At 71.0% G+C, this 14,448-nt stretch carries 15 protein-coding genes and 1 pseudogene; 8 read left to right on the forward strand and 8 right to left on the reverse strand.

The window, feature by feature from the left end; genetic code table 11:
- The first annotated feature begins 494 nt into the window (after positions 1-494).
- The 7 genes from ccmA to E9565_RS13625 are packed head-to-tail and all read left to right on the forward strand — an operon-like array spanning position 495 to position 4,517.
- Entirely contained in the window at positions 495-1,166 is a 672-nt protein-coding gene (ccmA, locus tag E9565_RS13600) for a heme ABC exporter ATP-binding protein CcmA (protein WP_113801658.1), read from the forward strand.
- Positions 1,163-1,837 (forward strand): heme exporter protein CcmB, encoded by a 675-nt coding sequence (locus tag E9565_RS13605; protein WP_113801657.1) that lies wholly within the window; start codon positions 1,163-1,165, stop codon positions 1,835-1,837. Before ccmA ends, E9565_RS13605 begins: the two co-directional genes overlap by 4 nt.
- Positions 1,834-2,568, forward strand: coding sequence for a cytochrome c biogenesis protein CcsA (gene ccsA / locus E9565_RS13610; protein WP_113801656.1), 735 nt, complete (start codon positions 1,834-1,836; stop codon positions 2,566-2,568). Before E9565_RS13605 ends, ccsA begins: the two co-directional genes overlap by 4 nt.
- Positions 2,561-2,683, forward strand: coding sequence for a hypothetical protein (locus tag E9565_RS22570; RefSeq protein WP_255411561.1), 123 nt, complete (start codon positions 2,561-2,563; stop codon positions 2,681-2,683). The genes ccsA and E9565_RS22570 overlap by 8 nt, the downstream gene beginning before the upstream one ends.
- Positions 2,680-3,099, forward strand: a complete 420-nt coding sequence (locus E9565_RS13615; protein WP_113801655.1) for a cytochrome c maturation protein CcmE — start codon at positions 2,680-2,682, stop codon at positions 3,097-3,099. Before E9565_RS22570 ends, E9565_RS13615 begins: the two co-directional genes overlap by 4 nt.
- Positions 3,096-3,749 carry a TlpA disulfide reductase family protein gene (locus tag E9565_RS13620; RefSeq protein WP_113801654.1) on the forward strand — a complete coding sequence of 218 codons (654 nt, stop codon included), beginning with the start codon at positions 3,096-3,098 and terminating at the stop codon, positions 3,747-3,749. The genes E9565_RS13615 and E9565_RS13620 overlap by 4 nt, the downstream gene beginning before the upstream one ends.
- 12 nt (positions 3,750-3,761) lie before the next feature.
- Positions 3,762-4,517: a cytochrome c biogenesis CcdA family protein gene (locus E9565_RS13625; RefSeq protein WP_113801653.1), complete on the forward strand. Its 756-nt coding sequence runs from the start codon at positions 3,762-3,764 to the stop codon at positions 4,515-4,517.
- A gap of 105 nt (positions 4,518-4,622) precedes the next feature.
- On the opposite strand, the gene E9565_RS13630 is transcribed toward E9565_RS13625, so the two are convergent.
- From E9565_RS13630 to E9565_RS13650, 5 genes are all read right to left on the reverse strand, one after another.
- A complete protein-coding gene (locus E9565_RS13630; RefSeq protein ID WP_236826475.1) occupies positions 4,623-5,213 on the reverse strand; it encodes a redoxin family protein in 591 nt (196 codons plus the stop codon).
- Between the two features lie 89 nt (positions 5,214-5,302).
- Positions 5,303-6,133, reverse strand: a complete 831-nt coding sequence (locus tag E9565_RS23295; RefSeq protein WP_113801651.1) for a tetratricopeptide repeat protein — start codon at positions 6,131-6,133, stop codon at positions 5,303-5,305.
- Entirely contained in the window at positions 6,130-6,615 is a 486-nt protein-coding gene (locus E9565_RS13640) for a cytochrome c-type biogenesis protein (protein WP_236826474.1), read from the reverse strand. Before E9565_RS13640 ends, E9565_RS23295 begins: the two co-directional genes overlap by 4 nt.
- A complete protein-coding gene (locus E9565_RS13645) occupies positions 6,608-8,659 on the reverse strand; it encodes a heme lyase CcmF/NrfE family subunit (RefSeq protein WP_205730289.1) in 2,052 nt (683 codons plus the stop codon). Before E9565_RS13645 ends, E9565_RS13640 begins: the two co-directional genes overlap by 8 nt.
- A 346-nt stretch (positions 8,660-9,005) precedes the next feature.
- The gene (locus E9565_RS13650; RefSeq protein WP_236826473.1) at positions 9,006-9,713 is read right to left on the reverse strand and encodes a prolipoprotein diacylglyceryl transferase family protein; all 708 of its coding nucleotides are present in this window, start codon (positions 9,711-9,713) and stop codon (positions 9,006-9,008) included.
- 1,170 nt (positions 9,714-10,883) lie between these two features.
- Between E9565_RS13650 and E9565_RS13655 the strand changes: the two genes are divergently transcribed.
- Complete coding sequence (locus E9565_RS13655; RefSeq protein WP_236826472.1) at positions 10,884-12,554, forward strand: multicopper oxidase family protein; 1,671 nt, start codon at positions 10,884-10,886, stop codon at positions 12,552-12,554.
- Between the two features lie 110 nt (positions 12,555-12,664).
- Here E9565_RS13655 and E9565_RS13660 read toward each other — a convergent pair whose 3' ends face one another.
- The 3 genes and pseudogenes from E9565_RS13660 to E9565_RS22580 all read right to left on the reverse strand — a co-directional run.
- Complete coding sequence (locus E9565_RS13660; protein WP_113801648.1) at positions 12,665-12,988, reverse strand: DUF2933 domain-containing protein; 324 nt, start codon at positions 12,986-12,988, stop codon at positions 12,665-12,667.
- Positions 12,989-13,099: 111 nt separating this feature from the next.
- Positions 13,100-14,083 (reverse strand): cytochrome c oxidase assembly protein, encoded by a 984-nt coding sequence (locus E9565_RS13665; RefSeq protein WP_255726061.1) that lies wholly within the window; start codon positions 14,081-14,083, stop codon positions 13,100-13,102.
- Positions 14,075-14,341, reverse strand: a pseudogene (locus E9565_RS22580) (CopD family protein); the annotation flags it as partial. The gene E9565_RS13665 and the pseudogene E9565_RS22580, both read right to left, overlap by 9 nt.
- Positions 14,342-14,448: the final 107 nt, after the last annotated feature.

Below are 14,448 nucleotides of genomic sequence, written 5' to 3' on the forward strand. Positions count from 1 at the left end.
GGCGCAGCGGGTCCTGCAGGTCCTTCTTCCAGTCCAGCTTGACGGCGCCCTCGATGTGGCCGCCGTCGTAGGCGGTGGTGTCCTCGTCGACCTCGACGAAGACGATGCCGGGCTGGCCGAGGTGCTCCTGGACCCAGTCGACGGTGACGAGCACATCGGTACGGCTCACGGGGGATCTCCTTCTGGTCGGATGTTCAGGCTTTCAGACGGCGCACACGGACATCCACAACCGGCGCCCGCGGACGTGACCCTGCGCTCTCCGCTGCGGGCGCCGGTTCGAGAACTAGGCTATTACGATCGACCCTAGTAGTGCTTGCCGGCCATCCCCGTCGCGGCAGCTACTACTTAGCTCCGTACTATCCACGCGCGTACTGCTGTTGACGTTGAGCACTCCTCTCCCCCGGCGCCGAAGAAGGTGGAAGCTGCCCGTGTCCCCCGCTTCCCGGCTGCCGTACGACGCCTGCCCTGCTGGGCGGCAGGCTCAGCCGGATGCGGTGATCCAGCTGCACGGCATCGCGGTCGCGGTCGAGCGCACACCAGTCCTCCGGGACCTGACGCTCACCGTGGGAGCGGGCGAGGCAGTGGGGGTGATCGGGGCGAACGGGTCGGGCAAGAGCACGCTGTTGCGCCTGCTGGCCACCCTGCTTTCCCCTGCCGCCGGCACCGGTCGGGTACTCGGTTCGGCGCTGGGCAGCCGCGAGTGCGAGAAGATCCGTCCTCAGATCGCCCTGATCGGGCACTCCCCCGCGCTCTATTCCCGGCTCACGCTGGCCGAGAACCTGCGCTTCTTCTGTCGTCTGACCGGCGTCGACGTGTCGGCCGTCAGCTCGGCCCTGGACGCAGTCGGACTGGGTCGGGCCGCGGACCGGCCCGCGGACCGCTGCTCCCAGGGAATGCAACGTCGCGCGGAGCTGGCGCGGGTCATCCTCAGCGCGCCGGCCCTGCTGCTGCTGGACGAACCGCACGCCGGGCTGGACAGCGGGTCCGCCGGCCTCGTCGACGTCATCATCGACGAGGTACGCGAGCGCGAGGGCGCTGCCGTCGTCGTCTCCCACGATCGCGCCCGGCTGGACGCGGCCGTCGACCGGGTGCTGGATCTCCGGGAGGGGAGCCTCCGCGAAGTCCTTCCCGCGGCCACGATGGTCCCCGGGCAGGGATTCCGGTGACCCCGCCCGGCCCGGCGCGACAGGCTCTGGAACTGGCCCGGAAGGACCTGCTCCTCGAGGGGCGGGCCGGGGAGACTCTGCTAGTCACCGCCCCGTTCGGCGGCGTGGCGCTACTCCTCTTCCCGCTCGCCATCGGCACCGACGTCCCCCTGCTGCGCTCGGTCGGCTACGGCATCTACTGGGTCGTCGTGCTGCTCTTCGGCGTGCTGGTCAGCCTGCGGCAGAGCGCCGCGGACACGCCCGCCCAGGTGGCGCTGCTGCGGCTCACCGGAGTCCATCCCGTCGTCCGGCTCACCGGGCGGGCGGCAGCCAACGCCCTGCTGCTGCTGGCATTCGAGCTGACGTTGCTCCCGGTGGCAGTGATGATCTACGACCCGCCCCTGGACAGCTGGCCGTGGCTGCTCGCGGTCCTGCCGCTGGTCGCCGCGGGGCTGGCCGTGCTCGGGACCTTGGCCGGCGCCCTCGCGCAGGGCCTGGCAGGCCGCACGACCCTCGGCCCCCTCCTGGTGGTTCCGCTGGCGCTTCCCTTGCTCCTGTCGGCCACCCAGGTGGCCGAGGCGGTGCGCTACGGCCGGGAACCGTGGAGCTGGGTGGCCCTGCTGCTGCTCGTCGACGTCGTCGCCGCACTCGCGGTCGCCCTCTTCGCCCGATCCCTCGAGGAGTTCTCGTGACGTCCGTCTCCCGCCGGCTGACCGCCGTCACCGTCGTCGTCATGGCCGGGGCCCTGGCCGCAGCGCTGACCGCTCCCCCGGACCGGCTGCAGGGCAACCTGCAGCGGCTGATGTACGTCCACGTGCCGGCAGCGTGGCTCGCCTACCTCAGCTTCGCCATCACGTTGGGCGCCAGCGCGGGCTGGCTGTGGAAGCGCCGAGCGTCCCTGGACCGGCTCGCCTCGGCCAGTGCGGAGGTCGGGGTGTTCTTCACCGGACTGACCATCGCGCTCGGCTCGATCTGGGGGAAACCGGTCTGGGGAGTCTGGTGGACCTGGGATCCGCGCCTGGTGACGACCGCCATGATGTTCTTCGTCTACCTGGGCTACCTGGCGCTGCGCCGGGCGACCCTGGACGCCACCGTCCGAGCCCGGCGGAGCGCCGTGTTCGGGGTCCTGGCCTTCGCCCAGATCCCCGTCGTCCACATGTCCGTGGTGTGGTGGCGGGCGGTGCACCAGCCGCCGACGGTGCTCAAGCCGGCGGCCCCCACGATCGACGAGTGGATGCTCGCCGCCCTGCTGCTGAACGTCCTCGCCTTCACGCTCGTCTACGTCCTACTCCTGCGCACTCGCGTCCGACTGGCCGTCGCCGAGGAGACCTACGACGCCGCCCACGACCGTGCCGCCGGCGAGCTCGCCGGGCAGGCGATCACCACCCCGGACTACCGGAAGGAGTTCCCGAACCATGTCTGAGTGGGCATGGGTGGCGCTGGGGTTCGGCGTCACCTACGGGGCCATGAGCGGATACGCCGTCTGGTTGCAGCACCGGCTGAGTGGCGTCAACCGGCGCATCGAGAAGATCCGATGAGGCGATACCGGCTGCTGGCCGTGTCGGTGCTGGGCGTCGCGGGGATCCTGCTCGGGGTGCTCTTCGTCGGCAACATCAACGGGAACCTCGTGTACTTCCTGACGCCGCACGAGGCACTCGCGCAGAAGGCCGACTTCGAGGACGGCAGGCGCTTCCAGATCGGCGGTCTGGTGCAGGACGGCAGCGTGGTAACGACGGACGAGGGGCTGCGCTTCGTCGTCGTCTCCGGCCCCGCGGAAGTTCCGGTGGCCTACCGAGGGTCCCCCGCGCAGCTGTTCCGCCCCGGCATCGGAGTGGTGATGGAGGGAGCCTGGGACGGCGACACCTTCCGCTCCGACACCATGATCATCAAGCACGACGAGAACTACCAGCCTCCCGATAGCGCCGAGGGCGAACCCGGCGATGGGGCGCCGTGACGGTCCGGATGGTGCCCCGAGCGTCCGCCACCCGTAAGCGCTTGCTCGGACGGGCCGGTCGGGTTTCGGTCGCCGCGGCGCTGCTCACCACGGCCTGCACCGGCCCCGGTGAACCGGGGAGCGGCGTCATACCCCAGGCTCAGGAAGGCGACCTTCCCTCGACGACCCCCTGCCCCCACCCCCTGGAGGCAGGCGGCGGCGCGGGGACCCAACTCCCCGACATCACCCTGACCTGCCTGGGCCAGCCGACCGAACTGGCGTTGCGGGAACTGCCCGCGGTTCCGGTCGTCCTCACCTTCTGGGCGTCGTGGTGCGGGATCTGCCGCGAGGAGATGCCGGAGTTGCAGCGCCTCGCCGACGAGGTCGGGGACCAGGTGCTCTTCCTCGGCGTCAACGCCAAGGACGGGGAGCGGCCGGCGCGGTTCCTGCTGGACGATCTCGGCATCACCCACGCCAACCTGTACGACCCGTCGGGCCGGTCGCTCGATCTGCTGCCCAGCCCCGGGGTTCCCACCACCCTGGTCCTCGCGCCCGACGGAGAGATCGTCGACAAGGTCATCGGCGCGACGGACCAGGAACGGCTGCGCACGCTACTCACGGAGCGGCTAGGGGTCCAGCTCGCCGACGGCCCCTCCGCGGCCACCGACTGAGCAGCGCCGTCCGTGGACCTCCTGCCTCTGGCTTTCCTGTCGCTGATCGCGGGCGTGGTGTCGTTCACCTCGCCGTGCGCGCTGCCACTTCTGCCCGGCTACGTCTCCTACGTGTCCAGCCTGGCCCCTCCGGCCGGCGTCCCGGCGGCCGCCACCGGTGGGGCTCCCCCTGCGCCCGTCCGTGACCGGGTGCTGGCCGGGTCCCTGCTGTTCGTGCTCGGCTTCACCATCGTGTTCACCGCCCTGGGTGCAACCGCCTCCGGCCTGGCGCTGCTCCTGGCCCAGCACCGGGCAACCATCAACGTCGTCGGAGGCGCGTTCATCATCGCGATGGGGCTGGCCACGGCGGGTGTCCTGCGGCTGCCGCTGCTGCACCGCCAGGTACGCATGGACCTCAGCCGGATCGGGCGCGGCCCGGGCAGCGCACTCGCGCTCGGCGCGGCCTTCGCCTTCGGTTGGACGCCGTGCGTCGGCCCCGTGCTGGCCGCGATCCTCACCACCGCCGCAGGGTCGGGGACGGTCGCCAGGGGCGCTCTGCTGCTGCTCGTCTATTCCATCGGTCTGGGCATCCCCTTCCTGCTCGTCGCCCTCGGGGTCCGGCGCGGCCGGCTGCGCCTGGACTGGCTCCGGCGCAACTCCCGGAAGATCGAGGTATTCGGCGGAGTGCTCCTCGTCGCCATGGGCATCGGCATCGCCACGGGCAGCTGGACGCGGCTGATGAGCGGACTGCTGGCCTTCTACGCCCGGTTCGGCTGGCCGCCGATCTGAACCCGACCGGCTGCAGGTGATCACCCCACCGCGAGCTGACCCTGCACAGGACCGCCTCCCGCAGACACGTGGGAGGCCCGCCTGCCCAGCCGGTCCCGAGCTGCGCTACTCCCGGTCCACGTAGGGCTCCCCCGGCGCGGGCTGCACCGAGCCGGAGGTCCGGGACTGCGGGTCCCGCCCGGCCAGCACCTCCTCCACCGCGCCGGCCAGGAGGGGAAAGGTGGAGGCGCCGGTGATCTTGCCTCGGATGACGCCGTCACGGTCGATGATGAAGGTCTCGGGAACGCCGAAGACGCCGAAGTCGAGCGCGGCGGTGGAGTCCGGGTCGGTGACGTAGCGGTAGTTGTCACCACCGCGACCCATCTCGTCGAGGAACCCGACCGCGGCATCCTGCTCGTCCTGGTAGACGATGCCGACGAAGGTCACGCCGGCATCCCGGTAGGTATCGGCCACGGCCAGCAGCGCCGGGTGTTCCTCGCGGCAGGCGACGCACCACGACGCCCAGAAGTTGACGACGACGACCTCGCCCCGGAGGTCGGAGAACCGCAGCGGCGCGCCGCCCTCCAGGGCAGGCAGCTCCAGATCGGGGACGGCCGTACCGATCAGCGGCGTCTCGACAAGCGACGGGTCGGCGTCCAGCCGGCTGCCGAAGACCACACCGGTGGCGACGGCGGCAACCGCCACAACCACCGCCACCCAACGGACGGCGCGTCCCCGTCGCACCGGTCTCATCCCTCCCGGTGACTCCTCCGGCGCCACGACCGAACCCGGGGCTGTCAAGTCCTTCACCCGCCGTCACCCCCGGCCGCATCGAGCTGCGCGCGGGCAGCTGCGGCCAGCTCCTCGACCTGGTCGGCCACATCCGGCGGCAGATCCGGACGTTCCGCCATCTCGGCCAGCACCTCGAGGGCACCGCCCGGATCGTCGAGCCAGTGCAACCGCAGATTCGCGTCGAACCACAGTGCATCGAGCAGCGTGGGGTCCAGGCGCCGCGCCTGGGTGATGTAGTCCTCGGCCTTGTCCGGTTGCTCGGCGAGGAGATACGCCCAGCCGACGTACGCCAGCGCCTCCGGGTTGTCCGGCTCCCGCTTGAGCGCCTCGGTGAAGTGCAGCATCGCCGAGGGCAGGTCGCCGACCTCCACGTACCGCCGTGCCAGAGCCAATCGCATGCCCACGACATCGGGATTGGCCTGTACCACGGCCTCCATCTCGCTGTTGGTCACCGTGGAGAGGTCGCGGCCCCCGGGCACCGGCTCGGCAGCCGCGTCCGGCTGGTTGCCGTCCAGCTCGTTGCCGGTGACGAAGCCCCCGGCAGGGCGGTCCAGCACCGACTGTGGCAGGAGCACCGTGGCGGCGATGACGGCGGCCGCCAGGGTGACCAGGTAGGCCGCTCGACGTGCCCGGACAGCCCTGCCGCCTACCCTGGCCGCTGCCGGAGACAGACCTCGCTCCGGCGCATCCAGCTCACGAATGGCGGCGGCGGCCTCGGCCTCGTAGCGGGGACGTAGCCGCGCGACGTCGGCGTCGGTCAGCTCTCCCTCGGCGTGCTGACGCTCGATCTCCTCGAGATCCCGCAGCGCGTGGTCACGCCGCTCCTCCAGTTCCTCACGGCTCACGGTTCGTCGTCCTCGTCCGGGTGGCGGCGGGTCCGTGCGTCGGCGAGAGCGGCAGCGACCCTATCCCGGTCGTCATCGGACAGTTCCGGCACATCCGGGGAGCGCCGAGCACGGGTCAGAACCAGGACCACGCCCCCGATGGCGACGACGGCAGGCAGCACCAGCAGCCAGACGCCGCGGCCCTGCGCGGGCGGGTCGAGGAGGACCCATTCCCCGTAGCGCGCCTCGAAGTACTGCAGGATCTCGGCGTCGGAGCGGCCGGCCGCCACCTGCTCGGCCACGCTGCGCCGCATGGCCACCGCCGTCTCCGACGGGGATTCGGCGATCGAGACCGACTTGCACACCGGGCAGCGCAGCTGGCCTTCCAGCTCGGCGACCCGGTCACGCGGACCGGGACCGGCCGCGAACAAGCCGACCACGGTGACGGTCAACAAGGTAAGCAGCAGAGCCGACGTCACACCCACCCGGCGGCGGTCAGGCACGGTCGCGCCCTTCGCCCTGCTCGGCGGGCGGATCGGACAGCACCGCGACAGCCTGTGGAGCCCCTGCGTCTGCGTTTGCAGGCGCATCCGCCTCGACGGCGGCAGGGGTCGCGCTGCGGACGCGGCGCCGAGGCCTGCCGCCCACCGCCCAGAAACCACCGGCGGCGACCAGGAGACCGCCGGCCCACAGCGTCCACATCAGCGGATAGCGGTAGAGGTTCACCGACACCTGACCGTCTTCCAGTGAGGTGAGGGCGACGTAGATGTCCTCGCGCGGTGTGGACCAGACCGAGGGCGTTGCCACCGCCTGCTGCTGGCTGGGGTACTGGTTGAGTGAAGGCCCGGCGATCCGCACCACGTCGGCGCCCTCGCGGATCTGGAACTCCGCCGCCACCTCGGTGCGGTGGGATCGCTGGATGGTCTCGTTGCCGGTGTAGGTCACCGTGTAACCGCCGAACTCCACCGATTCCCCCTGCCGCAGGGTGGCCGTCGTGCGCTCGGACAGGTCGGCCGAGACGGCGATGGCGAGAGCGACCAGCACCAGACCGATGTGGGACAGCTGCCCACCCCAGTAGCCGCGCTGTCGACGGACCATCTGGAACAGGGTGGCCGGCCGACGATCGGGCGCGCTGGTGACCAGTTGCCGCGCGCTGGCCGCCACGATCGCCGTCGCCAGCAGGGCCACGGCGACGACCGCGACCGACCGGACTCCGGCCACCACGAGACCGGCACTGACCAGGCTGCCGGCCAGCAGAGCCGGACGCAGCCGCGCCCATAGCAGCCGGCCGTTGGCAGCCCGGTACGGGGTGAACGGCCCCACTCCCATCGCGAGCAGCAGGGCGAAGGAGATGGGCACCGCCATCCGGTCGAAGAAGGGACGTCCGACCGACGTCTGCGCCCCGGTGAACGCCTCGACGAACACCGGATACAGGGTGCCGAGCAGCACGACGAAGGCGAAGAGGGAGAGCAGCAGGTTGTTCACGAGGAACGCTCCCTCGCGGCTGGCCAGGGACTCCAGCCGGTCGGGGGAAGCCAGCCCGGGCGCGCGCAGTGCGAACAGTGTGAACCCGCCGACGACCACGACGACGAAGAAGCCGAGCAGCGCCGGACCCACCGGCGACTGGGTGAAGCTGTGCACCGAGGCGACCACCGAGGACCGGGTGAGGAAGGTCCCCAGGATCGTCAGGGCGAAGGTCGTCAGGACCAGGACGAAGTTCCAGGACTGGAGGGTCCCGCGCCGGACCTGGACGACGGCCGAGTGGATGAAGGCGGTGGCCGTCAGCCACGGGATCAGGGCGGCGTTCTCCACCGGGTCCCACGCCCAGAAGCCACCCCAGCCCAGCACCTCGTAGGACCACCAGGCGCCCAGGACCAGCCCGGCGGACAGGAAGGACCAGGCGACGAGGTTGGCCCGGCGGGTGCGGCGTAGCCAGTCGATTCCCGGCGTACGGGTCAGCAGGGCCGACATGGCGAACGCGAAGGGCACAGTGAACCCGACGTATCCGAGGTAGAGCAACGGGGGGTGGATGGTGACGAGGAGGTGGTTCTGCAGGAGTGCGTTTGGCCCGGGGCCGTCGGCCGGCGGCTGGGCGAGGACCTCGAACGGGTTCGCCACGGTGGAGACCAGCCCGAAGAAGAAGGTGGCCACCAGCCCCATGAACGCCAGCGCACCGACGCCCAGCCGGTCATCGACCGAGCGGACCTGCCGTAGCACCACGGCGGTGAAGCCGGCCAGCACCACGACCCACAGCACGATGCTGCCTTCCAGAGCCGACCAGGCTGCGGTCAGCTTGAAGAGCACCGGTGTCGCCCGCGAGCTGTTCCCCGCGACGAAGGACACCGCGAAGTCGTCGGTGAGCAGCGCGATCTCCAAGGCGATGAACGCCACCGCGGCGCCGACCACCATGCCGACGACCGGCTGTTGCAGCTGTCCCCGCGTCGCTCGGTCGGGAGTGCGCAGCGCTCGGAAGCCGAAGACGGCCAGCGCGATGGAGCTGGCGAGGCCGAGCATGACGCCTGCCCAGCCCGCGGCCGCGAGGATCACCGGTCCACCCCCACCTGCGGCCTGACCGTGGCCATGTCGTTCGTGCCTCGCTGAGCTCGAGCGCCTGCAGCCGCCGCGAACCTCAGCGAATCGCTCCCCCAGGACATCAGGGTGCGACCTCCCTCATACGAGTCCAGCATCGAAGCGCGGATCCCCTGGGCGCTGTCCGGCGGAGCGGCAGCCGCTCCCACAGAGGGGACGCGCAGTGGCGACTGGCAACTATGGCACATAGGAGAGGAGCCCCAGCGTCGGCACCTCCAGGGACGCAGGGGCCGGCGACACCGGTCCGCCGAGCAGGACGACGGTCCCGCCGTCGGCCGGGCCTCGGGCCTGGCGGTCCGCCGGGTCAGACGCTCACCAGTACCGAAAGTGCCGCCAGCAGCACCAGTCCGGCGACCGCGAGAGTCAGCCTGCGCCCGTGCTTCGTCTGCCGCGGCAGCCCCCGGAGTGGGAACAGCACCTGGCGCCCGAAGGTGTAGGCCGCCACCCCCGCCACGAAGAGCAGTCCGTCCACCCCAGGGTCGGCCAGCACCACTGCTGCGAGCGTCGCTGCGGCGATGAGGCCGGCCAGACTGGACTCGAGCAGCTGTACCGGGATCCGGCGCACGCCTACCCGACGGTCGGAGGACCAGATCCCCCACCGAGAGGCCGTGGGGCGCCCCACACAACAGCCTCCGAGCAAACACCCCAGGCGTCCGATGGTCATGCCCACCAGCAGGCCCGGCGCCGTCACGTCGAGCATCGGGCCGACCGGGATCCCCGCCCACCAACTCCCCAGGACGACCGAGCCGACCGCACCGACCACAAAACCCTGGACCGACATGCCGGCGCGCAGCAGGCCGGCCTTCTCCTCGCGGTGGGTGAGGAGGTAGTACACCTTGGCACCCACCAGCCCGATCAGGCTCGCCAGCACCGACACCAGGAGCAGTCGCGCGACCGGCAGGTCGCGGTCCGCCGCCAGCACACCTTGAAGAGCCAGTGCGAACAGCCAGCCGAGGGCCACCAGTGCGGGCCAGGCTCCGATCCGGACCCCTGGCGCGCGGACATCGGCCACGGGCTTGAAGGTCGTTCTCCCGACGGTCGTCCCACGGGGAAGTGGCCCGGGAGGTAGATTCGGAGGCGCAGGGGAGTCTGCAGGGGCGTGCCGGACGACGGGGGTTGCGGTGACCTCCCACTCCCCCGGCGCCAGTCCGGGGACACGGGCGGTCACGGCGACCCGCCCGCTTCCCGGGAGCACGTCATTCAGGGTGTGCACGACCTCGAACTCGTCGGCCCTGCCGGGGGTGTCGGGTCCGGTCAGCCGCCTACCGCTGAATCGCACGTTGACCGGATAGGGGTCGCCACTGAGCGCAGCGTCGAACCAGTAGGTCACTCCGAGCGCTTGGGGATCGACGTCGTCCATGGACTCGCACGACCAGGACGTGACCTGGACCGCGCCCGCAGGCATGTCCCGAGCCAGGACAGGACGGCGCACCGGGGTGACAGCCTCCCGTGCCGGTGACCGGGGAGCGCCTGGGACCGGCGGCGCAGACGGAGGGAGGCCAGCGGAGGGAGATCCGGTCACCGTCCCGGACGCCGCGGACTCAGGCCGAGCTCCCGGGGAGGTCGGTGTCCTCTGAGCAGCGGGATCCGGGCGGGTCGGAGGCGCTAGTGGTGCCTTTCTCGCCGGCAGGACCACCGGGAGCGACGGTGCGGCGGTCCTCGACCGCGGCACCTGTGGACGCTGGAATGCCTGTAGCGGCGCCGGCGCACGGCTGGGGACAGGTCGCGGCGGGCTGACTTGCTGGGCGGCAGTGGTGGGCCCGACCCTTGAGCCCGGCCCTGGCCTACCCGATCGGGAGGGACCGACTCGGGATGAACGCTTGTTGGACATGAGACTCCGCCTCGCGAGATCGGGTCGGCCACAGAGCCAGCTCCACCGAGTCGGCCCCAGCGGACGCTCGATCAGCCGCGCGCCGGTCAGCTCTACTATGGCGCTACGGAGAGCGTACTACTAGGCAGCTACGTAGAAGTTGCGCGCCAGGCGCCCGTCCGCGAGCGACAGCCAGATCTACTAAGGTGCGTAGTATCTGCAGCGTCATGCAGGTACACGGCAGGGCCCGTACGACGGGGGCCCCGCCGGGCGGCGGCCGCCGGCGGACCTCATGGCGGCACGCCGCTCGGACAGCCGCCGGCGGCTGTCGTGTGACCACATCGGCACGACCTACACAAGGACAGGTGGCAGGTGACCGGCCCCTCGATCTCCCGGCGCGGACTGCTCCTCGGGGCGCTGGGGCTGGCCGGAATGGCGGCGACCGGCGGCACCTGGGCGGCCTTGCCCACGACGGCCACCGCAGCGGAGGGCCGAGTGCTGGCCGGCTCCGACGCGGTGCGCCGCGTCGAGCAGGCCCGACTCGCCCGAGGCACCGGCCGTCGTGTCCGCGCATCGGTCACCGCCCAACCGGTCGAGGTCGACCTCGGAGGACGAGTCGTCCGCACGTGGTCCTACGGCGACCAGGTGCCCGGGCGGCCCCTGCGCTGCACCGCCGGAGACCTGCTCGAGGTGGACGTCCGCAACCGGCTTCCGGAGCCGACCACGGTGCACTGGCACGGTCTCCGGCTCCGGAACGACATGGACGGCGTACCCCACCTGACGCAACCCGTGGTCCCCCCCGGGGAGACCATGCGCTACACCTTCGTCGCTCCCGATCCGGGGACCTACTGGTTCCACCCGCACGTGGGCATGCAGCGCGAGCGGGGGCTCTTCGCACCGTTGATCATCGACGACCCGCGCGAAGCCGGCGACTACGACGTGGAGTTCGTGGTCGTCCTCGACGACTGGATCGACGGCGCCGCGGGGACCCCGGATGAAGTCCTGTCCGAGCTCCGCAACGGAGACATGGAAGCGAGCTACAAGGTTCCCGTCCAGGCCGGACAGATCGAGGACCGGTCAGCGTCCTGGGACTACCACCAGACCGCCGAGATGGCCAACATTCCGGCAGGGCAGACGCCGGTGTCCGCGGCGTCGCGCATGGCCGACAGCGTGCGCTACCCGTTCTACCTGCTCAACGGGCGCCTGCCCACGGCCCCCGAGACGTTCGCCGCCATGCCGGGTCAACGGGCACGAATCCGGCTGATCAGTGCCGCCGGGACGACCACCTTCCGAGTAGCTCTCGGAGGCCACCGGCTGACCGTCACCCATACCGACGGGTTCCCGGTCGAGCCGATCACCGTCGACAACCTCCACATCGGCGCCGGCGAGCGCTACGACGTGCTCGTCACCCTCGGAGACGGGGCCTTTCCACTGGTGGCGATCGCAGAAGGCCATGGGGCCCAGGCGCTCGGGGTGGTCCGCACAGCCAGCGGTGAAGCCCCGTCAGCCGCTGCGGCTCCCCGGGAGCTGAGTGGGCGACTGCTCCGGCTGACCGACCTCCGCGCGGCGCCCACCGTTGGCCAGGACAACTTGCCCCCGGACGTGACCCACACGCTCCATCTGACCGGAGACATGTTCAGCTTCGCCTGGCGCATCAATGCCCAGAGCTACGACCACGCACGCCCCTTCGCCGGCATCACTCCCGCGGAGATCCGGGAGGGCCAGCGTGTCCGACTGGAGCTGGTCAACCAGACTCCGATGTACCACCCGATGCATCTGCACGGCCACAGTTTCACCGTGCGAGGCTCTGGTGACCTCTTTCCGGGGGCAGCTGCCGGTGAGCTGCGAGATCCGGCACGGAGCCGCCTCCCGATGTTCGCCGGTGCGGTGAAGGACACGGTGATGGTGGCGCCGGGGGAACGGGTGATCGCCGACTTCACAGCCGACAATCCGGGCCAGTGGCTGACCCACTGCCACAACGCCTACCACATGGGCACGGGCATGGCGACGATCGTCTCCTACATCGCCACGTCCTCGGCCTGAACGGCGTACTGCATCCGCGGTCACCACCCGAGAGGGCCACCACGCGCCTCGCAGCGCGGTGAGAGTTCGCCCCGCCGGTGGGCGCCCGCGTCAGCGGCGCGCCTGCCGTGTCAGGCGGGCGCCTGATTGCCCCGGTCACCCAGCTGCTGGCGGGCCCGGGCGATCGAGACCTCCTCGCGCGCCTGCCGCAGCTCCTCGTCGACGTCGACGGAGGGGGCTGCCACAGAGCGGCCCCCTCCCGAGGCGCCACAACTACCGCCGCCCCGATTCATCTGCCACATCATCACTCCCATGGACAGGGGGCAGACCAGCGCGATGAGCAGCGGAAGTGCCGCGGTACTGGCGGCCGGGGCCATCAGCCAGAGCGCCACGCCTGCGGCGATCAGACCCCCGATGACCTTCGGGTTCAGGCAGCACCGCATCGACCTGAGCATGTCGTTTCTCCCTGCGCTCGCAGACGTGGTCTTACTACTATCCAGGCTAGTAAAGCCGATCGCCGGACGGCCCCGCAAGCGCATCCGCCGGCCTGTGCCCCGGCGTGGCGATCAACTAGTCCCCTGCACCTGCGGCTCAACCACGGCCGTCGCGGCACTGTGCGCAGTGATCTCCCGGGGACGCCTTCGCCGCCGCAGGATGGCGATAACGGTGGCGAAGAGCATGGCCACCCCGTAGGTCGCCGCAATTCGTCCGGCGGTCTGCTGGTCCTCGATCGGCATCGGCCCCCAGAGGCGTAGCAGCTGACTCCACCACTCCGCGGCCAGGAGTGGGCCGCTGCGGAGCACCACGATCGCAACCGCACCGTGGACCGCTGCCCACCCTGCGAGCGCCGCGAGGACGACGGGGAGCCTCGGCGCCGCCGCGGTGCCCGGTCCGGCGGGGCCGAGCAGTGCGCGGAAGAAGAGCGTCCCACTCATCAAAAACAGGGGGAAGAAGACGACGTCCGCGACCTCCGACCGTAGTAGCCAGCCGTACAACCCGGAGACGTAGACGGAGTAGTTCACCACCAGGTAGACCGGCAGAGCGACCAGTGGGTGCAGGACTGTCCCCATCACCGGACGACCACGGAGTGCCACCAGCCACTCCCGCGGTCCTCGCAGGTCCTGCCCCGTCGAGGGCCGCAGGGCGCTCATGGCAAGTCGGCCCGGTCGAGCCAGCACCATCAGCAGCGGCGCGGCGAGGGACAGAGTGAAGTGCTGGAGGACGTGCACGCTCGACAGCACCCCGCCATAGCTGGCAAGCCCGCTGCTGGTCACGAGGAGGACCAGAGCCCAACTCGCGGACCAGGCGAGGGTCCGCAGCCATGGCCACGGACGTCCTCGAGCGGACATCCGCCGGACGCCGGCGAGGTAAAACCCGATCGCCGCTGCGGCCAGAACGGGGAACACGAGGCCCGGATGGACGTCCAGCAACGCGCCGGGCGATGGTGAAGCCGGCACGACGACGTCAGGAACGGCGTGGCCCCCTCCGCCCTGGGCCGCGGCGGGGGCTGTCGGGGGCGGTGTGCGGCTGAGACCGACGGCCACCCCCATGGTGGCTCCGAAGAGCACCACCTCCACGGAGAGCAGCCGGAGGAACGCTGCCGGACGTCCGGCGACGAGGGCGGGCATGGTCCAGCGCCGATGCCACGCCCCGACCACGATCAAGCCCACGAACGCCACCAGCTTGATCAGGACCAGCAACCCATAGCTGGAGCCCAGCGCCTGGGCCGGGTCGGACAGCCGGGTCAGCGCGGTAAGTACCCCACTCCCACCGACGAGCAACGCCAGCGGTCCGGCGAGTCGGCTGAACCGGGAGACTGTCCCGCCCCGGGTTCAGTGGAGGCTCGAAACTGACGCGGCGACGGTAGCCGCCGCGGGGTTGTGCCGGTAGAAGGTGTCCTCGTGCTCGGCCGGTG

It is taken from the genome of Blastococcus sp. KM273129 (assembly GCF_021698995.1).
Lineage (GTDB): Bacteria > Actinomycetota > Actinomycetes > Mycobacteriales > Geodermatophilaceae > Blastococcus.